The sequence below is a fragment of the Brachybacterium sp. NPDC056505 genome, assembly GCF_042794925.1.
GTDB lineage: Bacteria > Actinomycetota > Actinomycetes > Actinomycetales > Dermabacteraceae > Brachybacterium > Brachybacterium kimchii.
The window spans coordinates 53,344-76,683 of the sequence record NZ_JBHTSV010000005.1 but is presented as its reverse complement, the minus strand read 5'-3'; the positions used below and the strand labels follow the sequence as shown (position 1 = coordinate 76,683).

Annotated in this window: 18 protein-coding genes; 13 read left to right on the top strand and 5 right to left on the bottom strand. The window is 70.4% G+C overall.

The features are described from left to right. Window positions 1–15 precede the first annotated feature (15 nt). The gene (locus tag ACFQ53_RS05365; protein WP_377856416.1) at window positions 16–933 is read right to left on the bottom strand and encodes an HAD hydrolase family protein; all 918 of its coding nucleotides are present in this window, start codon (window positions 931–933) and stop codon (window positions 16–18) included. Beyond that, window positions 930–3,500, bottom strand: coding sequence for a hypothetical protein (locus tag ACFQ53_RS05360; protein ID WP_377856413.1), 2,571 nt, complete (start codon window positions 3,498–3,500; stop codon window positions 930–932). Before ACFQ53_RS05360 ends, ACFQ53_RS05365 begins: the two co-directional genes overlap by 4 nt. Window positions 3,501–3,688: 188 nt before the next feature. Here ACFQ53_RS05360 and ACFQ53_RS05355 point away from each other — a divergent pair, with 188 nt between their 5' ends. From ACFQ53_RS05355 to ACFQ53_RS05340, 4 genes are all read left to right on the top strand, one after another. Next, a complete protein-coding gene (locus ACFQ53_RS05355) occupies window positions 3,689–5,011 on the top strand; it encodes an ABC transporter substrate-binding protein (protein WP_377856410.1) in 1,323 nt (440 codons plus the stop codon). A gap of 24 nt (window positions 5,012–5,035) precedes the next feature. After that, window positions 5,036–5,977: a carbohydrate ABC transporter permease gene (locus ACFQ53_RS05350; protein WP_377856407.1), complete on the top strand. Its 942-nt coding sequence runs from the start codon at window positions 5,036–5,038 to the stop codon at window positions 5,975–5,977. A gap of 70 nt (window positions 5,978–6,047) precedes the next feature. Next, on the top strand, window positions 6,048–6,944 hold the full coding sequence (locus tag ACFQ53_RS05345; RefSeq protein ID WP_377856403.1) for a carbohydrate ABC transporter permease: 897 nt from the start codon (window positions 6,048–6,050) through the stop codon (window positions 6,942–6,944). Window positions 6,945–7,018: 74 nt separating this feature from the next. Next, complete coding sequence (locus ACFQ53_RS05340) at window positions 7,019–8,011, top strand: glycoside hydrolase family 130 protein (protein ID WP_377856400.1); 993 nt, start codon at window positions 7,019–7,021, stop codon at window positions 8,009–8,011. Between the two features lie 36 nt (window positions 8,012–8,047). Here ACFQ53_RS05340 and ACFQ53_RS05335 read toward each other — a convergent pair whose 3' ends face one another. Both ACFQ53_RS05335 and ACFQ53_RS05330 read right to left on the bottom strand, forming a co-directional pair. Continuing rightward, window positions 8,048–9,382 carry a DUF1524 domain-containing protein gene (locus ACFQ53_RS05335; RefSeq protein WP_377856397.1) on the bottom strand — a complete coding sequence of 445 codons (1,335 nt, stop codon included), beginning with the start codon at window positions 9,380–9,382 and terminating at the stop codon, window positions 8,048–8,050. A gap of 210 nt (window positions 9,383–9,592) precedes the next feature. Next, a complete protein-coding gene (locus ACFQ53_RS05330; protein WP_377856394.1) occupies window positions 9,593–10,048 on the bottom strand; it encodes a MarR family winged helix-turn-helix transcriptional regulator in 456 nt (151 codons plus the stop codon). A gap of 71 nt (window positions 10,049–10,119) precedes the next feature. Between ACFQ53_RS05330 and ACFQ53_RS05325 the strand changes: the two genes are divergently transcribed. The 9 genes from ACFQ53_RS05325 to ACFQ53_RS05285 all read left to right on the top strand — a co-directional run bounded on the left by ACFQ53_RS05325 (window position 10,120) and on the right by ACFQ53_RS05285 (window position 22,228). Then, a complete protein-coding gene (locus ACFQ53_RS05325) occupies window positions 10,120–11,943 on the top strand; it encodes an FAD-dependent monooxygenase (RefSeq protein ID WP_377856391.1) in 1,824 nt (607 codons plus the stop codon). Beyond that, complete coding sequence (locus ACFQ53_RS05320; RefSeq protein WP_377856388.1) at window positions 11,940–12,833, top strand: cyclase family protein; 894 nt, start codon at window positions 11,940–11,942, stop codon at window positions 12,831–12,833. Before ACFQ53_RS05325 ends, ACFQ53_RS05320 begins: the two co-directional genes overlap by 4 nt. Window positions 12,834–12,925: 92 nt before the next feature. After that, on the top strand, window positions 12,926–14,461 hold the full coding sequence (locus ACFQ53_RS05315) for a C69 family dipeptidase (protein WP_377856385.1): 1,536 nt from the start codon (window positions 12,926–12,928) through the stop codon (window positions 14,459–14,461). 177 nt (window positions 14,462–14,638) lie between these two features. Next, on the top strand, window positions 14,639–15,946 hold the full coding sequence (locus tag ACFQ53_RS05310) for an ABC transporter substrate-binding protein (RefSeq protein ID WP_377856381.1): 1,308 nt from the start codon (window positions 14,639–14,641) through the stop codon (window positions 15,944–15,946). Window position 15,947: 1 nt separating this feature from the next. Continuing rightward, window positions 15,948–16,922: a carbohydrate ABC transporter permease gene (locus tag ACFQ53_RS05305; protein ID WP_377856378.1), complete on the top strand. Its 975-nt coding sequence runs from the start codon at window positions 15,948–15,950 to the stop codon at window positions 16,920–16,922. Then, window positions 16,915–17,832, top strand: a complete 918-nt coding sequence (locus ACFQ53_RS05300) for a carbohydrate ABC transporter permease (RefSeq protein WP_377856375.1) — start codon at window positions 16,915–16,917, stop codon at window positions 17,830–17,832. The genes ACFQ53_RS05305 and ACFQ53_RS05300 overlap by 8 nt, the downstream gene beginning before the upstream one ends. Further along, window positions 17,829–18,761 (top strand): MurR/RpiR family transcriptional regulator, encoded by a 933-nt coding sequence (locus tag ACFQ53_RS05295; protein WP_377856371.1) that lies wholly within the window; start codon window positions 17,829–17,831, stop codon window positions 18,759–18,761. Before ACFQ53_RS05300 ends, ACFQ53_RS05295 begins: the two co-directional genes overlap by 4 nt. Continuing rightward, complete coding sequence (locus ACFQ53_RS05290; RefSeq protein WP_377856368.1) at window positions 18,758–21,082, top strand: FAD-dependent oxidoreductase; 2,325 nt, start codon at window positions 18,758–18,760, stop codon at window positions 21,080–21,082. The genes ACFQ53_RS05295 and ACFQ53_RS05290 overlap by 4 nt, the downstream gene beginning before the upstream one ends. A gap of 72 nt (window positions 21,083–21,154) precedes the next feature. Next, window positions 21,155–22,228: a M20 family metallopeptidase gene (locus tag ACFQ53_RS05285; RefSeq protein WP_377856365.1), complete on the top strand. Its 1,074-nt coding sequence runs from the start codon at window positions 21,155–21,157 to the stop codon at window positions 22,226–22,228. Between the two features lie 48 nt (window positions 22,229–22,276). Here the strand turns inward: ACFQ53_RS05285 and ACFQ53_RS05280 are convergent, their stop codons facing one another. Next, entirely contained in the window at window positions 22,277–23,293 is a 1,017-nt protein-coding gene (locus ACFQ53_RS05280) for a LacI family DNA-binding transcriptional regulator (protein WP_377856362.1), read from the bottom strand. Between the last annotated feature and the right edge of the window lie 47 nt (window positions 23,294–23,340).

Below are 23,340 nucleotides of genomic sequence, written 5' to 3'. Positions count from 1 at the left end.
CGCTTCGGCCCGCGTTCAGCGAGCTGCCTCTGCCGCCTCCCCGTGACGCACCGGCGCTTCCTCCAGCCCCTCCTCGAGCCCCTCGCGACCACCGGGATTCCTGCGACTCCCAGAACCATGGAGTCCCTCGAGCACTCCGGCGACCGCGTCCTCCCGCACGTCGCCGATCACGGCCCCAGCAGCACGGCGCACCTGCTCGGGAGCCGTGGACATGGCGAATGAGCGCCCCGACCTCGCGAACATCGAGACGTCGTTGGGCATGTCGCCGAAGCTCACCACGTGCTCGCGCGGAATGCCGAGCGCCCGTGCACGGCGCTCCAGCGCCGCGCCCTTCGAGGCCCCCAGCGCCGCGAACTCCAGGAAGCACGGGGAGACGCTGCTCCCATAGGTCAGCGTCACCCGGTCCGAGAGCAGAGGGCCCGCGGCGGCCAGCATCTCCTCGATCCCCGCCCGCGGATGCAGGTACGTCACCTTGAAGGGACCCATCCCCTCGAGGGCGTCCGGCGCGACGACATCGCGCACCGGCCTCGCCGCGGCGTTCATCTGCTCGCGCCAGGGATGGTCCTGCTCGATGACCGTGCCGCCGATCCCGTCCACGCAGAACGAGCCGCCGGGGAAGAGCCGACGACAGGTCTCGGCGATCAGTCCCATCACCTCGTCGTCGATGACCTCCGCACGCAGGATCTCCCCCGTCTCCACGCTGACGTCGACGGCGCCGTTCGCGCAGACCATCATGCGCTCGGTGAGCAGGTCGAGAGGAAGCTGCTCCCGGTCGTCCCAGGGAGACCTCCCGGTGAGGAAGACGACCCGATCCCCGCGCCCGATGCGCTCGCGCAGGGCGCGGACGGTCCGCGCGCTCACCCGCCCGCCGGGACCGACGATCGTGCCATCGAGGTCGGTGCCGATCAGCAGCGGCTCCACCGTCCGGTTCACTTCTGGACCTCTCCCCGGTAGCGCAGGCCGCTCACGCCCCCGTGCACATCACTGAGACGGGACGGGCGCGGCTTCCCCTGGTCGACGAGCACGCCGTTGCTCGCCCACACGGCATCGATGATCGCGTCGATCCCGAAGGTCGAGGGCCACACCCCGCGGCCGATGGGCAGGTCGCCGAGCGTGCCGTCGGCCTCCTGGTAGACCTCTGCGAAGCGTCCCGAGCGCACGATGTCGCGCAGCACGGCTCGCGCCACGACGCTCGCGTCCTCGGTCCTGCCGCGGGCGATCAGCCCGTACAGCGCCAGCTGCCAGTGCGGGGCCTTGAGCGCGTTCTCACCGAGACCGGCGAGCTGCGCCTCGGGATCGAACGCCCCGTCGAAGCGCGCGACCACCTGCTGGTCCGCGCCTGCGGGAAGATCCTCGAGCACCAGGGCGGTGACCTCCGCGATCGCATCCCCCGGGGCGTCCTCGTGGGAGCCCTCGAGGTAGTGGACGGACAGCATGCCGCCGTCGGCCGGGAAGAACCACTGCGCGAAGTCATCGAGCAGCGAGGAGCGCAGATCCGCCCAGCGCTCGGCGTCCTCCCCGTGCCCGACCTCCTTCGCGATCTTCTGCGCGAAGACCAGGTCGTAGGCCAGGGAGATGACGTAGCTCGCGTTGACCTCGTCAGGGATGTCATTGGTCGCCGAGATCCAGCGCGGATTCTCCGCCGCCCACGGCAGCCAGCGCGCGAGCGGGTCGTAGAGGTCGGCGAGGGACTCCCGCTCCCCGCTGACCTGGAAGAGGATCCAGAGGGTCTGGGCGAGGCGCGCGGGGAGGTTCTGGCCGTCGAGCCTGCCATCGTCCTGGACCTGGGTCAGGATGCACGAGAGCGTGGACCAGGCGGTGTCGGCGTCGACCTGCACGAGGTGCTGCGCCGCGAGCAGCGAATCCCAGCAGGCCACCTGCGCGGCTCCGGGAACGCCCTTCATCCAGTTGTCGGCCTTGTCCGTCCCGATCGCCGCCCAGTCGTTGCCGGTCTCGGGCGTCTCCGGCACGACGTTCTGCCAGATGTTGATCCAGCCGCGGTAGTACGCCGAGCGCACGTCCTCGCTGCGGACGCCCTGCGCGTCGACGCCCGGCAGCGAGAAGTCCTCGGGCACCGGGATCTTCGCGAGGAAGTCGTCGACCTCCTGGCGCCGGGCCGCGATGTCCTTCGTCGGCGAGGCGCGCCGCGCTGCGACCGCGGCGGCGGCCGCCGCGTCGCGGTCCTCCCCCACGGCGAATCCGAGGCCCACGACCAGGGCTCGCGGCCCCGCCGGGACGCTCGCGCTCCACCAGGTGCTCGAGGCCGCCGGGGCGCTGTGTGGATCCCAGCCGCCGGCCTGCGTGAATACGAGGTCCGCCCCGTCGGGCAGCGCGATCGCGCTGGTGCAGTTCTCCTCGACGACGGTGAGCACCCTCGCATCGGGATCGAGCTCGGCGGCACCGAGGAGCGATCCGGCGAGCACGACCCAGCCGTCGGCGGCATGGGAATCGATGCAGCGCGCCGCGCTGACCGCGTCGTGGAGGTGCTCGGTGCCGGTCAGGCGCGAGCCGTCGGAGTAGTCGGCCTCGAAGCTCAGGTGGTCGGCCTGCCAGGTGGTGCTCGCGCTCTGCGCGCGCTGGTCCCAGCCCGAGGCGCCGGCGGCGAGCACGGCCGCTCGCCGGTACGTGGTGGAGGACCCCTTAGCCCCGCCGCAGGCGTAGATCTTCACGCCGAACCGGCGCTTCCCGCTCCACCCCGTGATCTGGGGGATGTCGTAGACGTGGACCCCCGCCTCGGCGGTGTCCTCCTGGATCGTGTAGTCCTTGTCGAGCTCCTCGTCGTGCAGCTTGATCGCCCACTGATCGGTGAGGTCGGCGACGTCCACCGCGAGGAGGGGGTGGACGTCGAGATCCACGTCGAGGGTCCGCGTCACCGATCCGGAGGACGAGTCCTTGCCGATCGTGACGGTGCCGCCGGCCTCGCCGCCCTCGAGCGTCGCGGACCCGCTGGTGGTCTCCCATCCCTCCGGCGCCGAGAAGTCCTCATCGAGCGCGGGGGCCTTCCCGGGGTCGGGGAACGGGTGCTCCCCCTGCGGAGCCGGCGGACGCGGATGGGAGGACAGCGAGGTCGAGAGGATGCTGCGGTGCTGGTTGTACCAGTCCCCCGCGATGAAGTTCGCGCCGAGCGGCAGGGCCGGCCCGGAGCTCTGGGAGACCTCGCCCTGGGTGAGGGTCGAGTTGTTCGGGTTCAGGGCGAGACGCGAGCGGGGGATCGAGAGCCAGCGCTGCTGGTCCGGGCCCGTCTGCCGGAGCGACTCCGCGGTGGGGCGCCAGGTGTCCGCGTGATGGTCGTCCCCGCCGCCGTCCCGGCGGCCCTCGGCGGCGGCCGGGGAGCCCAGGGGCGCCAGCCCGAGGACCCCGAGGCCGGCTGCGGCACCGAGCAGGGTCCGACGGGGCACGGGCGCAGGGGCGGGAGAGCTGCGGCGATCCGGGCGGGGAGCAGTGCGGGCGCTGTCGGGGGGAGCGGGATGCAGGGTGTGCACGTGGACCTCCATGTCCATTGCCGAAGCGTTTCGGCTCGATCAGGAACTTAGCGCCTCGGCGCCCTCCGATCAAGGGACGGGAGATCCGGATCCGACCGGTGACGCGACGCGCCGACGGTGCTACGCTCCCCACGACCGAAGCGTTTCGGTTGTGGTGTCAATGATGACAGGCGGGGCTTCGGCCCCCTGCGGAAGGACGTGACCCGATGTCCGGTTTCACTCGACGGCAGATCCTCGCGACAGGGCTCGGTATGGGCGCTGCCGCAGCAGCGATGACCGGGTGCTCCTCCGGGAGCGGCAACGACGCCAGCAGCTCCGAGAACCCCTCGGGCGAGCTGACGATCATGGTCTCGAGCGCGAGCGCCTCGGACGCGGCGTTCAAGGCGGTCAACGCGGCGTTCCAGAAGAAGTTCCCCGATGTCACCGTCAAGTTCACGACGGTCCCGAACGACACCTACGAGGCATCCCTGTCCTCGCGCCTGACGGCGAAGAACGTCGACATCTTCGTGGCCAAGAGCATGTCCCAGCCGCCGTCGTACGCGGAGGACTCGGAAGAGGACAGCGTCCGCCTGGCGAAGGCGGGCGGCATGCTCGACCTGAGCGACCAGGACTTCGTGGCGAAGTTCGAGGACTCGGTCCTCGACTCCATCCGCCTCGACGACAAGCTCTACGTGGTCCCCACCGGGCTGAGCTTCACGACCGGGCTGTACTACAACAAGAAGATCTTCTCGGACGCGGGCGTCGAGGTGCCGACGACCTACTCGGAGTTCAAGGACGTGCTGGACGCCGTCGGAGGAGATGGCGTGTCGCCCCTCGGGATCGGGGGGAAGGAGAGCTGGCCCGCCGGGCTCTACATGCTCGCCGCCGTCGAGGGGCTGTTCCCCGGCGACGACGACAAGAGCACCCTCGCCCAGAACCTCTGGGAGAACAAGGTCAAGCTCACCGACCCCGACCTCGTCGAGATCCTGAACCGCGTGGACCTCGCCTATACCCACGCCCAGGACAACTTCGCCGGCGCGAGCTACGACGCGATCCCCGGCGGGTTCGCGAAGGGCGACTTCGCGATGATCGCGGACGGCACCTGGAACCAGCCCATCGTCGAGGCCGCCGTCGACGGGGCCTTCGAGTACGGGTACTTCCCCACGCCGATGGGTGACGACGCCGAGAGCAACGACCACCTCACCGGGAAGGTCGAGCTCATGCTCGGCGTCGCCACCGACGCGCCGAACCAGGGTGCGGCCCTGGCCTGGCTGGACTTCTTCTCGGAGAAGGAGACGTACTCGTCCTTCATCGAGACCGCGGGCTACTCCTCCGCGCAGCCCGACATCGAGCAGTCGGAATTCCTCAAGTCCATCGAGAAGTACACGAAGGAGTTCCGCACTCCGTGGAGCCACTACTGGTTCGCGAACAACAAGGCGGGCCAGGACGCCGCGTTCCCCTTCAACTACCCCGGTGTGAAGCCGCTGGGCTCCGGGACTCCGGAGCAGGCCGCCGAGGCCGCCCAGAAGGCCTGGGCCGGCGCCTTCTGAGCCGCAGATCCGAGAGGGAACCCGATGGCCTCACGTCATACCGGCGCCGCAGCGGCGCGCACCCCCTTCCCCTTCCCCCATCGCGGGACCATGCGCGTCACCTTCTGGGCGGGGATGCTGATGCTCCTGCTCTTCGCGTTCGTCCCCGCGGTCGCCGTGATCGTCGTGGCGTTCACTGACCTGCGCGGACTCACCTACGTGCCCACCCAGTGGGTCGGACTGGAGAACTTCAAGGACTTCTTCAGCCCTGCCCGCGCGTCGGACAACTGGAACGCCCTGCGCAACACGATGGTGTTCGCCCTCGTCGGCACCGTGCTGCAGATGGGGTTCGCCCTCGCCACGGCGATCCTCCTGAACGGGCGCATCCGAGGGCGCAACGTCTTCCGCGCGATCGTGTTCATGCCGACCATCCTCGGAGTGACGGTCAGCGGCCTGATCTGGTCGCTGATCTTCAACCCGGCGGGCGGTCCGATGCAGAGCCTCCTGCACGCGTTCGGCACGCAGTCGGCGTTCTTCGGCGATCCCAGGATCGCCCTGGGACTCGTGATCCTCGTGCACGTCTGGATGCAGCTGGGCGTCTCCGTCGTCATCTTCCTCGCCGGCCTCCAGGCGATCCCGACCGAGCTCTACGAGGTCGCGAACATCGACGGGGCGAGTCCCTGGCAGCGCTTCCGCAACGTGACGTTCCCGCTGCTCGCGCCCTCCCTCACGGCGAACGTGCTGATGGGCGTCGTCAACGCGATGCACAGCTACCAGCTGACCTACGTGCTGGCAGGTCCCAGCAACCGCTCCACGCAGGTGCTGTCCCTGCTCGTCTACGTCCAGGCCTTCGGCGGCGAGTCCGGGACCTCGCTCTCGCAGTCCCAGGGCTATGCGGCGGCGATCGCCACCGTGCAGTTCGTCCTGGTGGGAGTGATCGCCCTGGCGACGCTGGCGTACCTGCGCCGCAGGGAGGCACGGCTGTGACCACCCGCGCCCCTGAAGCCCCGGACCCCGTCGTCCCCCTCGTGCCCCGCGCTCCCAGGAGGTCCCGCGCATGACGACCACGACCTCGCCGACCCCCGTCGCCGACGCCGCGCACGGCGCGACGCAGCCGGCGCCCCCGCCGGCACGTCGACGCAGACGCCGTCGCGCTCCCGTGGGCGCCTACATCTGCGCCGTCGTGATCGCCGCGATCTTCGTGCTCCCGCTGCTGTTCCTGCTGAACACGGCGCTCAAGAGCGACGCGGACTTCCTCGCCGACCCCGTCGGTCTCGCGACCGCGCCCCGACTGCAGAACTTCGTCGACGCGTGGGTCGAGGGCAACTTCGGCTCGTACATCCTCAACAGCATCCTGTACACGCTCGCCGGCGCGGGCATCGGCACCGTGATCACGCTGCTCGTCGGGTTCCCCGTCGCACGCGGCTACATCGCCGGCGGCCGACGGTTCTGGCCGATCGTGTTCGCGCTCCTGCTGTTCCTGCCCAACTCCCTCATCACGCAGTTCCAGCTGCTGCTGCGCCTGGGCCTGTACGACTCGCGGCTCGGATACGTCCTCATGGTCGCCGTGGGCGTGGGCGTCGGCCCACTGCTCTTCACCGGGTACGTGAAGTCCCTGCCGTTCGAGCTGGACGAAGCCGCCGCGATCGACGGCTGCGGCTACTGGCGGTACCTGCTCACGTTCGCCCTGCCGCTGTGCAGGCCGGCGCTGACCACGATCTTCATCCTGCAGGCGGTGTGGATCTGGAACGAGATCATCCTGGCGACGGTGCTGCTGGCGGACCAGGAGAAGTTCCCGATCACGGTGGGGCTGTTCGCCTTCAAGGGCGCGTACTCCAACCAATGGGGTCTGCTCGCAGCGGCGACCCTCATCGTCGCCGTGCCCCTCATCGTGGGGTACGTCTTCATCCAGCGCTACCTCGTCAACGGCGTGCTGGGCGCCGTCAAGGGGTGAGCGACGGCCCTGCCCGCCCGTGGCCGACGACCGATCCGTCGGCCCTCGACATCCCTGCCACTCGAAGGACCTCCATGACCGCCATCTCCCTGTTCGGCGATGCCCGCTTCCCGCTCGGCCCGTTCACCCCGTACGAGCACAACCCGATCCTGCGCCCCCGTGGCGACTCCTGGGAGTCGGCGAACCTGTACAACCCCGCAGCCCTCGTCGTCGATGACCGGGTCGTCCTGCTCTACCGCGCGCACGCGGAGGACATCGTGTCCCACATCGGCATCGCCGTCAGCGACGACGGCATCACCTTCGAGCGCGAGGATGCGCCGATCCTCTCCCCCGAGCACGACTACGAGCGCTTCGGCTGCGAGGACCCCCGCATCGCGTTCATCGAGGGCACCTACTACCTCACCTACACCGGGTGGGACCGCCGATCCGCCCAGCTGTGCCTGGCGACCTCGCCCGATCTGCGCACCTGGACCAAGCACGGCCCGCTCTTCGAGCACTTCGACACCTTCCGGACCATGGATCCCCGCGGCTTCAACTGGTCGAAGGCCGGGGTAATCGTCCCCCGGAGGATCGACGGCATGTGGTGGATGTACTTCGGAGAGGGTGCGATCTACTGGGCGACCAGCGACGACCTCATCCACTGGACCCCGGGCACCCCGGACACCGAGCCCATGTACGCCCCCACCGCCGGCACCTTCGACGAAGCCCTGGTCGAGATCGGCACCTCGCCGGTGCTCACCGACACGGGGCTGCTGCTGATGCTCACCAACGGCGCCCGGCGCATCACCGCAGAGGACGGCACCCACGGCGTCGACTACCGCTGCGGCCAGATCGTCATCGACCCCGCGGACCCCACGAAGGTCCTCGCCCGCCTGCAGGACCCTTGGCTGCGTCCCCAGACCTTCGAAGACACCCACGGGCTCGTCTCCAACGTCACCTTCGTCGAGGGACTCGTCTTCTTCCGCGGACGCTGGCTCGCGTACTACGGCCAGTCCGACACCACCCTCGCCGTCGCCATCGCCGATCCCGAGCAGTCGTACGGCACGGAGCTCAGGGCCGACGGGTGAGAGCGGCGCCGGGGGATCTCCCCCGGCGCCGCCGGCTCACTCGCAGCCGACGCCGTCGCCGTCACTGTCGAGGTGGCGCGCATAGCCCGGATCGCCCTTGTGGATCGGGTCCTTGCCCGCGGCCCGCACGGCGTCGCAGTTCTTGTAGTACACGGTCCCCGAGCTGCTGCTGGAGCCGGAAGAGCCTGAGGAGGACGAGCCCGACCGCGAGGAGCTGGAGCCTGAAGAGCCGGAGCCCGAGCCCGACGACTTGGAGCTCGAGGACCCGGACGAGGACTTCGAGGATCCCGACGAGGACTTCGTGGAGAACGACGACTTCTTCGAGGACGAAGACCCCTTCGACGACGACCCCTTGGACGCGGATCCCGACGTCTTCGGGCTCTCCGCGGGCTTCTTCGTCGGCGCCGGAGCCTCGGTGGCGTTGTCGCCCTCCCAGCGATCGGGCGTGGCAACGGCGCCCGCGAAGGCGGGCGTCTTGTCGCAGTCCTCGAGCACGGAGCGCATCGCGTCCTTCTCCGCGGGCTTGACCCACAGGTCGTACTCGGACTTCACGGCGATCTGGCGGGCGACGTACTCGCAGCGGTAGGCCTTCCGAGGCGGCAGCCAGGTGGCGGCGTCGCCGTCGCTCTTCAGCCGGTTCAGGCCGCTCTCGACCGAGAGGAGGTTCAGCGGATCGTTGGCGAATGCGTGGCGGGTCTCCTCGTCCCAGCCGGAGGCGCCCGTCTGCCAGGCGTCGGAGAGCGCGACCACGTGGTCGATGTCCAGGGAGTTGTTGTTCTGCTGGTCGAAGGAGACGTCCTCGCCGCTGTAGGGCGAGGGGCTGAGCGTGCCCGTCAGCACGACGCAGCCGTCGGTGCCGTGCTTGAGCACGATGTTCGAGAGGTCTCGGCGAAGCACGTCGTTGCGGGTGTCGCAGCCGTTGTGGTCGACGTCGTCGCGCCAGCCGAACAGGTCGCGGTCGTAGCCGGTCTTCGGGGCGCGCCCCTTGACCTCGAGCGTCTCGAGCATGCCGAGGGCGGTGGAGGCATCGGGGGTCGGCGATGCGCTGGCCGACGGCGTGGCCGAAGCGGTGTCGCTCGGTGGCGTCGAGGCAGTGGGCGTCGCGCTCGCGCTCGGCGTCTCGGTCGGGGTCGCCGACCCGGAGGCCGACGGGGCCGCCTCCTGGGACGCCTGGGCGTCGCGATCGGCGGACTGGGCGACCACCGTGGGGTCGTCGCCGGGGGTGGCGGGCGTCGACGGAGCGACGATCGCCCCGATGACGCCGAGGACGGTGAGCAGGACGACGGCGAGGCCGCCGCAGCCGCAGCAGGAGAGCGCGGAGATCGCACCGACCTTCTTCTTGCCGGTGAGCGCGCCGAGACGAGGAGACATCAGAGCCCTTCGACGAGGAGTGACGACGAGAGGTGAGGGCGCCGCAGCACCGACTTCGGTGCTCCCGCAGCGTCGTCGATGCGGGCTGGTCCCCTCAGGGTCAGTGTCGGCGAATTTCCTGGTCAGCGCGTAGTGCGTGGATCACGTGGACGGTCTCGAATGGGTCACGATCCGGCGGGCGCCCGGACCTCACCATCGACCCCGGTTCTGTCACCGTCCCCACGCCCGCCCGAGCACCCCGCGCAGCACCTCGACGGCGTCCGCGCCGACCTCCTGCGCGAGCTCGCGATCGAGCTCGTCGAGGATGCCGCGCGCGAGATCGCGGCGTCGCTCACCCGCCTCCATCAGCCCGATCAGCGTGCTGCGGGGGAAGCCGGATCCCGGGGTGCTGGTCAGGATCCCTTCGTCGACCAGCTGCATGACCGCGCGGTGCATGGTCTGGCGGGTGACGTCGGCCCGCCGAGCGAGCTCGGCGACGGTCAGCGGGGACTCCTGCCCCAGGTGCATGAGCACGATCGCGTGCGCGGGGGTGATGGGGTCGGTGCCGGCGGCCTCCATGCGCTGCACGAACTCGTCGGTCAGCACGCGCAGGCCGCGCTGCAGGAGCGCGAGCAGCGGGAGCGCATCGCGGCCCGTTGCGGATGTCTTCTGCGTCTCGTCCAGCATTGCCCTCTCGCCCTCCTGGTGGAACACTTCCCGGTGTCAGCTTAGCTAACACTGAAGGAAGCAGGAAGTCTATGACTGATCACGATGTCGATGCCCTCGTGGCGGGCGCCGGGCCCGTCGGCCTCATGGCAGCGGTGAACCTGGCGCGCGCCGGGGTATCCGTGCGCCTCGTCGACGCGGCCCGAGGACCGGCGACGACGAGCCGCGCACTCGGCGTCCACGCCCGCAGCCTGGAGGTCTACGACCAGATCGGGATCCTCGGCGAGATCGCTCCCCACGGCACGCGCGTCAACGCCTTCGTCCGCCACGAGGCGGAGGGCACCAACCGTCTGGACTTCGACTTCGGCGACCTCGCCACGCGCTTCCCCTTCATGCTCAACGTCGACCAGGTGGTCCTCGAGCGCGCGCTGCGCGCCGCCGCCGCGACGCTCGGCGTCGAGATCGAGTGGGGCACGACGCTCGAGTCCTTCGCACAGGACGCTGACGGCGTCACCGCCGCGCTCCGCCACGGGGGCGATCCCGCCGCCGGGGCCGCTGCCTCCGGGGCCGACGCGATGAGCAACGCGAGGGCCGACGGGGAGAGCGCAGAAGGCAGCCCCACGAAGGGCGCGTCGGAGACCGTGCGCGCACGGTACCTGTGGGGGTGCGACGGCGGTCATTCGACCGTCCGCAAGGCACTCGACCTGCCCCTGACCGGCGAATCCGCGCACACCTGGCTGATCGCCGACGCCGTCGTCGACACCGACGTCGACCGCGACGGCGTGCACTGGATGTTCCCCGAGGGCGGCGCCCTCATGCTCTTCCCGTTCCCCGAGGCGCGGAAGTGGCGGCTGCTCGACACGACCGGCGAGGGCGACCCCGCGGACCCCGCGCAGAGCGCCCGGCAGTTCAGCACCAAGATCACGCAGGCCCTCGGCCGCGAAACCGTCGTCGAGCCGCCCACTTGGGTCTCCAGCTTCACGATCCAGCAGCGCGCGGTGCCCGCGATGCACGTCGGCCGCTGCTTCGTCTCCGGCGATGCCGCGCACGTCCACTCCCCCGCCTCCGGGCAGGGCCTGAACACCGGCGTGCAGGAGGCCTACAACCTCGCGTGGAAGCTCGCGATGGTGCTGCGGGGCCAGGCCGACGCGTCGCTGCTGGACACCTACGACGCGGAGCGCGTGCCGGTGGGCCAGACGCTGCTCGCCTCCACGAGCAGTGTGATGGCGACCGTCATGGTCGACGACCCGACGAGCGCGACGGCGCAGGAGACCCCGGCCGGCGCCGGTGCGCAGGCCGAGGCGGATGCGGGCGCAGAAGCGGAGGCGGACGCGGCGGCCGACGCGGCGGCCGAGGCGGAGCGCAGGCACAAAGAGTTCGAGCGCGGCCTGATCCGCGGCATGTCCGGCCTCGCGATCGGCTACCCCGACAGCGCGCTGACCATCGCGTCGGGCGAGCCGGACCCGACCCACGCGGCCGACGGCCCGACGGGCCCGCGGCCCGGGGAGCGCATCGCGCAGGTCTGGGCCCACCAGGCGCAGTCACCCGGCTGGACGATGCTGCGCGCGGCGCTGCGCACCCCCGCCTGGCACCTCGTCGTCCGCGAGGGCGCCCGGGGCGCCGCCGATGCCTCGGGACTGCCCGACTGGCTCGAGACGGCGACTCTCGTCGGCCGCGACGGATCCGGACCGGACGGCCCGGCAGACCCCGGTGCGCTCCGCGGCACCACGCATCCCTCCTCACTCGGCGCGGAGCACCGCATTCCCGACGCCGATGCGCTGGTCAGCGACACCCTGAGCCTCGGCGACGACGAATGGATCCTGGTGCGCCCGGACGGCTACCTCAGCGCCCGCGGCGTCGGCCATGAGGCACTGCGCGCGGCGATCGACCAGGTGACCGCGGGAGGACGGCGATGAACCGGAACGACCTCCCCGCATGCGAGGACCTCCCCTCCAACTGGGGCCGATGGGGCGAGGACGATCAGCTGGGCACCCTGAACCTCATCGACGACGCGGCTCGCGCCCGGGCCGCCGCGGAGGTGCGCGACGGCACCTCGGTCAGCCTCGCGCGCCCCACCTCGCCGGTGTCGCTGACCACGGGCCTCTCCCCCGTCGGCGCCCCGGAGATGATCCCCGCGGCCGTGATGCAGATGGTGAACTTCAACGGCTTCACGCCCGTCGCGGCGACGGACTCGCTGCTGATCAACACGCACAACGCGGGGCTGACGCACCTCGACGCCGTCTCCCACATGCCGGTCGACGGCCACATCTACCCGGGCGTGCCCCTCGAGGAGGCCGTCGCGCCCGTCGGCGTGCGCCACGGCTCGGCCGACCCGTTCACCCGCGGGATCATCACGCGCGGGGTCCTGCTCGATCTGGCGCCGCAGGGGTCGCCGCTGGGCGCCGAGCAGCGGATCGGCGGCGACGATCTCGACGCCGCACTCGACCGACAGGACGTCGAGGTCCACCCGGGCGACGCGATCGTGGTGCGAGGGGACTGGGACCTGAACCGGTCGACGACCTCACCGGCACCGGGCCTCGACCTCAGCGCCGTGGAGTGGCTCGACGCGCACGGCGCCTCGCTCTTCGTCGGCGACATCGGGGACGCCCGCCCACCGAGCTTCCCGATGCCCATGCACCAGGTCGCCCTCGCCCGCCTGGGGATGCCGCTCGTGGACGTCGCCCGACTCGACGAGCTCGCCCGAACCTGCCGTGACCTGCAGCGCTGGGCCTTCATGCTGGCCCTCGCACCACCGCGGATCCTCGGCACGACGGGGCTCGCGGTGAATCCGCTCGCGGTGTTCTGAGTCGGGCCGGACTACCGTGGAACGCAGAGACGGCTCCCGCGGTTCCGCGCCACAGCCGTATGCACCACCCCGCTCGATCTCCAGGAGGCCCCATGCCCTGCACCACGCTCCTCGTCGGCCGGAAGGCCAGCGCCGACGGCTCGCCGCTCGTCGCCCGCACCGAGGACTCCTCGAACGGGTCGTTCGATCCGAAGCGGGTGGTCGTGGTGCGCCCGGAGGATCAGCCGCGCACGTACACCAGCGTCCTCGGCCATCGGACCATAGACCTGCCCGACGATCCGCTGCGGTACACGTCCGTCCCCAACGCCCTGCCCGACGAGGGCATCTGGGGCTGCGCAGGGATCAACGCGGCGAACGTCGCGATGAGCGCGACCGAGACCCTCACCTCCAACCCTCGGGTGCTGGGCGCGGACCCGCTCGTGGAGCTCGTCCCCGCCGTCGGCGCCGAGGGAGAGCCCGGGCATCGGCCGGAGCAGCCGGGCGGCTTCGGCGAGGAGGACTTCGTGACGCTGGTCCTGCCGTACATCCGCTCGGCCCGTGAGGGCGTCGAGCGGATGGGCGCCCTGCTCACCGAGCACGGCACCTACGAGATGAACGGCATCGCGTTCTCCGACGCCCAGGACATCTGGTGGCTCGAGACCGTGGGCGGCCACCACTGGATCGCGCGGCGTGTGCCCGAGGACCACTACGTGACCATGCCGAACCAGCTCGGCATCGACTCCTTCGACCTCGAGGACGCCGAGGGCGCGGGCCGCGACCCCCTCGCGAGCCCCGACCTGCGCACCTTCCTCGCGACCCATCACCTGGATCTCACCGTGCGCCGCTCCGGCTCGACGGGGTCCGACGGGGCCGGCAGCACCTTCAACCCGCGCGAGGCCTTCGGCTCCCACACCGAGCACGACCACATGTACAACACGCCCCGCGCCTGGTTCATGCAGCGCACGCTGAACCCCACGAGCGAGGACTGGGACGCCCCGGATGCCCCGCACCGCCCGGACTCGGACGACCTGCCGTGGAGCCGCCGGCCCGAACGGAAGCTGACGGTCGAGGACGTCAAGGACGTGCTCAGCTCCCACTATCAGGGCACCGTCTACGACCCGTACTCCCCGCGCGGCACCGACGCCGAGCGTCGCGCCTTCCGCCCCATCGGCATCAATCGGCACAACGCGCTGGCGATCCTCCAGATCCGCCCCGACCTGCCCGAGTCCTCGCGGGCGCTGCAGTGGATCTCCTTCGCCTCGAACCCGTTCAACACCCTGATCCCCATGTTCACGAACGTGGATGAGGCACCGGCGTACCTGGCGACGACCCCGCCCGAGGTCAGCACGGACAGCTTCTACTGGTCCTCGCGCCTGATCGCCGCCCTGGCCGACGCGCACTTCGCGCAGATCATCCCCACGATCGAGCGCTACCAGCAGAAGACCCTCGCCCTCGGCCACGCGGCCGTGCATGTGGCCGACGAGCAGATCGCGGCGGGCGCGCCAGAGGGTTCGGTTCCCGCTCTGCTCGCGGAAGCCAACACGCACATCGCCGAGCAGATCCGGACTGAGACCGATCAGCTGCTCGGCTCGGTGCTGTTCACAGCGTCCAACCTGATGACGAACCGGTTCTCGCGCTCGGACGGCTGACCCTCCGCGGCAAGAGGCATGCCTAAGCGAACCCTGCTCGGGCGGCCTCTGCCCGAGCAGAGGCCTCCTCTTCGCGCATAGGATTTGCGTGAAGCCTTGACGTGAGTGCGCGATTGCGCAAATGTTGTGCATGCGCTACCTGCCAACCCCACGCACCGTCGCGTCGGAAGGTCACTCATGCACGCACGTCCATCCCCGCGGCTCAGCCGCAGGCAGTTCGGCGGCCTCGGTGCCGCTGCTGCCACCACCGCCCTGGCGGGCTGCGGCGCGAGCTCCTCGAAGGACCCGCACACCCTGCAGGTCTGGGGCGGCGTCCCCGCCGAGAGCGGCCCGCAGCAGGTCGTGGACCGCTTCCAGAAGAAGCACCCGGACATCCCCGTCGTCTACACCCGGTACGTCAATGACGATCGCGGCAACCTCAAGGTGAACACCGCTCTGCAGGGCGACGTCGACATCGATGTCTTCTTCACCTACGGCATCGAGAACCTCGCCATGCGCTCTGGCCCGGAGCTCGCCGCCGATCTGGGGAAGCGTGTCCGCGAGACCCCGGAGCTCTCCGGCTTCCTGGACACCGAGGAGCCGATGGCGCTGATCGACGGCGACAGGATCTCCGCCCTCGCCACGACGAGGATCCCCAACATGATCCTGTTCAACGACGACCTGCGCACGAAGGCCGGCGTGGACCTCCCCTCGTCCTGGGATCTCGAGGAGTACCTCGACGTTCTCGATCGGCTCGCGAGCACGGGCCACCACGGGTCCTACACGCTCCCGGACCTCGCGCGCATCGAGCTCGGCCCGAACTACCGCTTCACCGACTCCGGCGACTCGAACTTCGAGAACCCGGCGTTCCTGCGCCACCTCGAGCTCTCCTCGGACCTGATCCGCAGCGGCACCCTCTACCCGTGGTCGCAGGCGCTCGCCCGCCACGTCGAGGCCTACCAGCAGAACAACTTCATCGCCGAGGACTTCGTCTCCTGGATGACCGCGCCCTACTCCCTGCGCTTCCTCAGCGATCAGGAGGCGTACCCGCACGACTTCACGGTCTCGGCCGCGCCGATGCCGACCGTCGACGGGAACGACTGGAACACCGGCGAGTACGGGGCATTCATCCAGGTCAACGCCAAGAGCGAGAAGCAGGAGATGGCCTGGGAGTTCTGCAGGTTCTGGCAGCTCGAGGGCGCCCCGGACCTGCTCAAGGCCGGCTACATGTCGATCATCAGCGACGTGGACGAGGACGACATCCTCTCCGGGATCATGGGCGAGGGAGCCGAGGAGTACTTCGACCTCGAGTCCTTCAAGCACGCGCTGTTCGACGTCCGTCCCCGTCTGCACATGGACACGGACCTCACGGCCTACAGCGAGATCACGCAGAAGTACGAGCAGCAGAGGGACGTGTGCTGGCTGCTCGAGCGCAGCCCGCAGAAGGCGATCGACACCATCGACGAGAACGCGCAGGCCCTCATCGACCGCTACGAGGAGGCCTGACATGCAGACGCAGAGCACCGCCCTCGCGCCGTCGGCCCCGCCCGCCGACGACTCCGCCCCGCCCCGCCGCACCGGGCGCAGACCAGGGCTCGCGCCCTCCGATCCGAAGCCCCTCGTGGGGTGGCTGTTCATCGCACCGAACCTGCTGGGGGTGCTGGCCTTCACCTTCATCCCGCTGGTCTCGGTGATCCTCCTGTCCTTCACCGAGTGGGACCTGGTCTCGGGCTTCGGCGGCATCCGGTTCGTGGGCCTCGGGAACTTCCTCGCGGTGCTCAAGGACCCGTCGTTCTGGCACGCGATGGTCCTCACGATCATCTACGCGGGAGCCGCCGTGCCGCTCACGCTCGCCGTCGGGCTCGGTCTCGCCCTCGCCCTGAACCGGGACGTCCCTGCGCGGGGCCTGCTGCGCGCGGCCTTCTTCGTGCCCTACATCGTGAACATCGTGGCGATCGGGATGACGTGGCAGATGCTGCTGGACCCGTCGGCCGGCGTGATGAACCAGTTCCTGGGGATGTTCGGCCTCGAGCATCTCCCCCAGTGGTTCGCCTCCTCGCACTGGGCGCTGCCGGCGCTGATCCTGGTCACCGTGTGGGCGCAGGCCGGCTACGCCAACCTCATCTACCTCTCGGCCCTCCAGGACGCCCCCGCCCAGCTCTACGAGGCCGCGCAGATCGACGGCGCGGGCAGGTGGCGCGCCTTCCGCACCATCACCTGGCCCTCCCTGCTGCCGACGACGATCTTCCTGCTGGTCACGCTGTTCGTGGGCATCTCGCAGACCTTCGGGATGATCGCCCTGATCACCAATGGCGGCCCGGGCGACTCGACCACCACGCTGTCGTTCTACATGTACCAGACCAGCTTCCAGTTCTACCGCTTCGGCTACGCCTCCGCGGTCGGGCTGGTGACGTTCGTCGGCATCTTCGCCATCATGCTGATCATGTGGCGAGCCCAGCGCGGGAGGGCCCTGAATGACTGAGAGCGCACGCACCCCTCGGGCCGCATCCGTCGGCCAAGCGGTGTCCCCGGAGGCCACGTTCACGGCGCGCAGGGTGCAGCATCGGCGGCGCCGTCGCATCCGCCGGCTCGCCTGGGGCATCCCGCTGTGGATCCTCGCCCTGCTCTTCCTGCTCCCCTTCGCGTGGATGATCTCCACCTCGCTGAAGCCCGACTCCGAGGCCTTCCTGATCCCGATGCAGTGGATCCCGGACCAGGCCCGCTGGGAGAACTACCGCGAGGTGCTCTTCGGCGAGGCGTCGATCCTGCCCGCGTTCCTGAACTCGGTGCTGGTCGCGGTCGTGCGCGTGCTGGGCGAGCTGGCCACGGCGACCCTGGCCGGGTACGCCTTCGCCAAGCTCCGCTTCCCCGGGCGCAACAAGATCTTCATCGCCTACCTCGCGACCTCCCTGATCCCCGCGCAGCTGCTGCTGGTGCCGCGCTTCGTCTACTTCCAGCAGCTCGGGCTCTACGACACCCTGTGGGCTCTGATCCTGCCCGGCATGTTCACCGTGCTGGGCACCTTCCTCATGCGCCAGTACTTCATCGCCCAGCCCGACGAGTTCGCCGAGGCCGCGCGCCTGGACGGCGCGCGGGAGTTCCAGATCTTCTTCCGCATCTACCTCCCCAACGCGATCCCCATGATCAGCGCGCTGGCGATCCTCACCTTCGTGTGGTCGTGGAACGACTACGAGACGCCGCTGGTGTTCATCTCCGACCCCGAGCACTTCACCCTGCCCCTGGGGCTGACGAACTTCGTCGACGAGACGGGCGCGATGGCCCCGGCGCTCTCGATGGCGGCCGCCGTCATCTCGATCATCCCGATCCTCCTCGTGTTCCTGATCTTCCAGCGCCGCTTCATCCGCGCGATGACCGAGAGCGCCCTGAAATGACACGAGAGCCCTCCGCCCTCCAGCGGCTCCGCGACCTCGCGCCGCGGCTGAACCCGACAGCACAGCGCGTCGCCGAGGTGATCCTCGCCGATCCGCTGCGGGCCCAGAGCGCCTCGATCACGGACCTCGCAGCGGCGTCCGAGGCATCCGCCGCGACCGTCTCCCGGCTCGCCTCGAAGCTCGGCTACCCCGGTTTCCCCGCCTTCCGCTCCGCGATCGCCCTGGAGAACGGACGCGCCACCCAGTCCGGCTGGGAGCGAGACATCGGCTCCGCCATCACCCCGTCCGACTCCCCCGAGACCGTCCTGGACACCCTCGCGGGCACCGCCGCGCGCTCCCTGCGGGAGGCTGCGGACACCATCGACGTCCGCGCCTTCGAGAGAGCGGCTCGGACCATCGCCCGCGCCGACCACGTCCATCTCCACGGCGAGTGGGGCGATGCGATCGCCCTGCGCGAGCTGCAGATGCGGCTGCTGCGCATCGGCATCGCCGCCTGGTTCCACGAGGCGGGCGGCCACACCCTGCGGGCCGTCGCCAACACGCTCACCGAGCGCGACGCCGTGATCGTGCTGGGCCGCTCCGGCACCGACGCGGCGACTCTGGACTTCCTGCGTCGGGCCCGGACCGCCGGAGCCGACACGATCGCGCTGCACGGTGATCCCGACTCGCCCCTCGCCGAGGCCGCGGACCTCCCGCTGTACTCCGGGATCCGCAACGGCACCGTCTGGACCCAGTACTACGCCGGCCGCGCGAGCGACATCCTCGCCACCAGCCTGCTGTGGCTGCTCGTCGCCCAGCATCGGTCCGTCGACCCGACCAAGCGCTACGTCGACGACGGCACCTTCGCAGGCCCCGTCGCTCCCGCAGACCCCGAGGAGCCCGACGCTCCCGACGCCCCCGACGCTCCCGAGAGGACCAACGCGCGATGAGCACGGACCCGACCACGACCGACCCGACGACGGGCGCCGCCGACACGGTGCCGCCCGAGGACGCAGGACTCCGCAGGGAGCCCAGGATCCCGACCGAGACCGTCACGGCGGACATCGTCGTGGTGGGCGGCGGCCTCGCCGGGATCTGCGCCGCCGTCGGCGCCGCCCGGCAGGGCAGCCGCGTCGCCCTCGTGCAGAACCGGCCCGTGCTGGGAGGAAACTCCTCGAGCGAGGTCCGGGTCTGGGTGTGCGGGGCGACCGCCCACGGCGTGCACATGTTCGCCCGCGAGACCGGCATCATGGGCGAGCTGTTCGTCGAGAACCAGTACCGCAACCCCGACGGCAACCCCTACTACTGGGACCTCCTGCTGCTCGAGACCGTGCGCGCGGAGCAGAACATCTCGCTCTTCCTGAACACCGATGTCACCGAGGTCGAGGCCGACGGCCCGGCCGACCGCCGCACGGTCCGATCGGTCACCGGGTGGATGAGCGGATCCGAGCGGCGGATCCGCTTCACCGCGCCCGCGTTCATCGACTGCAGCGGCGACGGGCTCGTCGGACACCTCGCCGGAGCCGACTCCATGCGCGGCAGCGAGGACCGCGAGACCTACGGGGAGTCCTGGGCGCCGGAGAATCCCGAGGACGACATGCTCGGCTCGACGATCCTCTTCTACACGAAGGACGTCGGCCATCCGCAGAGGTTCGTCGCCCCCTCCTTCGCGGTCGACATCGAGAAGACCTCGATCCCCGAGAACCGTGTGATCCGCCAGAGCATGAACGGCTGCGACTACTGGTGGATCGAATGGGGCGGCGACCTGGACATCGTGCGCGACAACGAGCGGATCCGCGACGAGCTGCAGGCCGTCTGCTACGGCATCTGGGACCACATCAAGAACTCCGGCCGCTTCGACGCCGAGAACCTCTCGCTCGAGTGGATCGGCGCGGTGCCGGGCAAGCGCGAGTACCGACGCTTCGTGGGCGACCACGTGCTCACCCAGCACGACGTGCTGGGACAGACCGAGTTCGAGGATCGGGTGGCCTTCGGCGGCTGGTCGATCGATCTGCACCCCGTGGGCGGCGTCTACGCCTCGGAGCGAGGCTCCCGGCACTGGCATCCCGACGGGAACTACCACATCCCCCTGCGCTCCCTGTTCTCCCGCAACGTCACGAACCTGTGGATGGCCGGGCGCGACATCAGCGCGAGCCATGTGGCCTTCGGCTCCACGCGCGTGATGGCGACCTGCGCCGTGCTCGGGGAAGCGGCGGGCATCGCCTCCGCCCTCGCCGGCAGGCTCGGGGTCGCGCCGCGCGAGCTCGCCGCCGGTCATCTCACAGCGCTGCGGCGCGCGCTGGTGCGGGCGGACGCATCGGTCCTTGGCGCACCCCATGAGGACCCGGCGGACCTCGCACTCCAGGCCGAGTTCACGGCCTCTTCGACCAAGACATCCCTCGCCTCGACGGCGAGCGCCGGGCAGTTCCCCCTCGAGACCGACCTGGGGATCGTGCTGCCCGTCGGAGCGTCGTTGGAAGGGCTGGACCTGCTGCTGGACGCCGATCGGGACACCACCCTGGTCCTCGAGCTCTTCACCACCGGCAAGCCGCAGAACTACCTGCCCCACGAGCGGGTCCGCACGCTCGAGATGACCGTCCCCGCCGGCCGCAGCTGGGCGCACGCGCAGCTCGACTACGCGCCCGATGCGCCCCGCAACGTCTTCGCCGTTCTGCGGGCGAATTCTGCGCTGCGCGTCCACCGGGGACGTGGCGTCGAGCCCGGCACCGTGACCATGCGCCGACGAGACATGCCCGCTGATGAGAAGCACACCGAGCAGTGGCGTGAGTGGAAGGAGACGCTGCACGGCGAGGGCATCTGCTTTCGCGCCGCACCGGGGACCGCCGTCTATGCGCCGGACCGCGCCCGCGGTGGCCATGCCCGCCCATACGGCGGGCCGCAGATGTGGGTCTCGGCCCCTACGAGCGAGGACCCGCAGCCCTGGCTCGCCGCGACCTGGGGGCGCCCGCAGCGCATCGCTCAGATCGACCTGGTCCTGGACGACGACGTCAACGTGGACCTCATCAACCTCCATCACCACCGCACGGAGGACGAGGCCATGCCCACCCTGGTGCGCGACGCGCGCCTGGAAGCATGGACCGACGGCGCCTGGCACCAGGTCGCTCACCTCGAGGACAATCGTCAGCGTCTGCGCCGCATCCGCCTCCCGGCACCACTGCGGACCGCTGCCCTGCGGCTCGTCGTCGAGGAGACCAACGGCGCGCCCGCCGCGCATGTGGTGGGCATGCGGGCGTGGGAGGACGTGGGCTGACGACCTCGACCTGCTGCGGCGATCGCACCGGGCACAATGGCCGACATCGACCGACGCCCGAAAGGACCCCCAGTGGCCGACTCCCTTTCCCTCGCCCGCGACCTGATCCGCATCTCGAGCCCCTCGGGCGATGCAGATGGCATGCGCGCAGTCCAGCAGCACGTGGTGGATGCGATCCGGTCCGGAGCGCCCGACGCGCGCGTCTCCGCCGGCGGCGAGGAACGACCCTGGACGCTGATCTCCCTCGGACCGACGGGCACCCCCGTGCCCCTGATCGCCTGTCACACCGACACCGTGCCCGTCGGGGACCCTGACCGGTGGACCCGTGACCCGCTGAGCGGCGCTTCCGACGGCAACGCCCTTCACGGTCGCGGATCCGTGGACATGAAGGGCGGCCTCGCCGCGGCCGCCTGTGCACTCGTCGCAGCAGCTCGCCGGGGAGCTGGTGGTCATCTCCTGCTCACCGCCGACGAGGAGATCGGTTCGCTCGGGGCCCAGCGCGCCGATGATGCGATCTCCGATCTCGACCTCAGCGGAATCATCATCCCCGAGGCGACCTCGCTCAGCGTCCGCTGCAGCCACCGCGGCGCATGCTGGTTGCGCCTGATCTCCCACGGAACCTCCGCACACGGTTCGGCTCCCGAGCGTGGAGTGAACGCCGTGACGCGACTCGCCGCCGCGATCGGCCCGGCGCTCGAGACGGCCCCACTGCGCAACGACCAGCTGCTCGGAGCGGAGACGGCATCCGTGGGCACTTTCCACGGCGGCGAGGCCACGAACATCGTGCCCGCACAGGCGGTCGCGACGCTGGACCAGCGGACCATCGGGGACTCCGCCGCCCTGCGCCGGCACTGGCAGGGCGTCGAGGGGATCGACGAGGTCCGGACGATCCTGGACCTCTCCGCCCTGCGCACAGACCCGGACGCGACGTTCGTTCGAGAACTGCCCGCCGACCTGGACCCCGCCCCAGTCTCGTATTTCACCGACGGCTCCGTTCTGCAGGCACTCGCGCCAGGCGTCCCGGTCGTCGTCTGGGGGCCCGGCGATCCCACGCAGATGCACTCGGCCGACGAGCACCTGGAGATCGCGCAGCTCCACGACGCGGCCCGCGCGTTCGAGCAGGCGCTGGTCCCCGACGCGGAGTGAGTCGGCCGTGGGGTGCGGGCTCAGCACCGCCGTCTTGAGGTCCGCCCGTCAGCGGTGCCGCGCCTCGTCCGATTCTGCGGCTCTCGGCCCAGCGACGGACTCCGCGATCCGAAGCTCCATCGGCAGCACGCGCGCCCTCGGCTCTGCGCCCCCGCTGAGCGCCTCGATCTCGTCCAACGCGGACCGCGCGAGCTCCCCGAAGGGCTGGACGACAGTGCTCAGGCGCGGAGTCACCCAGGACGCCTGCTCAATGCCGTCGAAACCGATCACCGAGAGATCGTCGGGGATGCGCACCCCGTGCATCGGTGCGGCCGCGGCCATCCCCACGGCGACGACGTCGCTGGCGGCGAACACCGCGGTCGGCGAGTCCTCGAGACGGAGGATCTGGGAGAGCGCGCTCGCGCCGAACGACTCAGAGTAGGGCCCTTCGAGCACCAGGCGCGGGTCCGGCTCGACCCCGGCATCCCGCAGCGCGCGCAGGTACCCGCGCAGCCGCTCGCGTGCAGACCCCAGCCTGCCGGGCCCGGCCACGTGCGCGATCCGCCGGTGACCGCGACTGAGCAGGAAGGTCGTCGCCTGATAGCCGCCCTCGAAGCTCTCCGCACCCACGAACGACATCCCGCGCGCGACCTCCCCGTCGAGCCTCTCGTCGAGCACCACGAACGGAAGCGAGCGCGGCACCTCCTCGAGCACGGCACTGCTGCCGGTCATGGACACGAACACCAGCGCGTCGAGTCCTGCGTCGCCATCCTGTGCGCAATGCGCGACGATCCTGCGTTCGCGATCCTCGCGCCCGTCCGAGACGAAGACCGAGACCTCGAGGTCGCGATGATGGGCGGCGTCGGTGAGCGCCTGCGTCAGCTGCGCGAAGTACGGGTTGGACAGCTCCGGGATCACGAGGCCCAGGTGGAGGATCTCTCGACGCGGCGCCGAGTACCCCGTGGCCTGCATGGCAGCGCGTATCCGATCCTCGGTCGCCCCGCTCAGTCGAAGCTGGCCGCGCAGAAAGCGCGAGACCGTCGACGGCGAGACGCCCGCTTCCCGGGCGACACCTGAGATCGACATGGTTCCCCTTCCGCCGGTGCAGCCGCCGTTCTGCGCGGCCGCCTCTT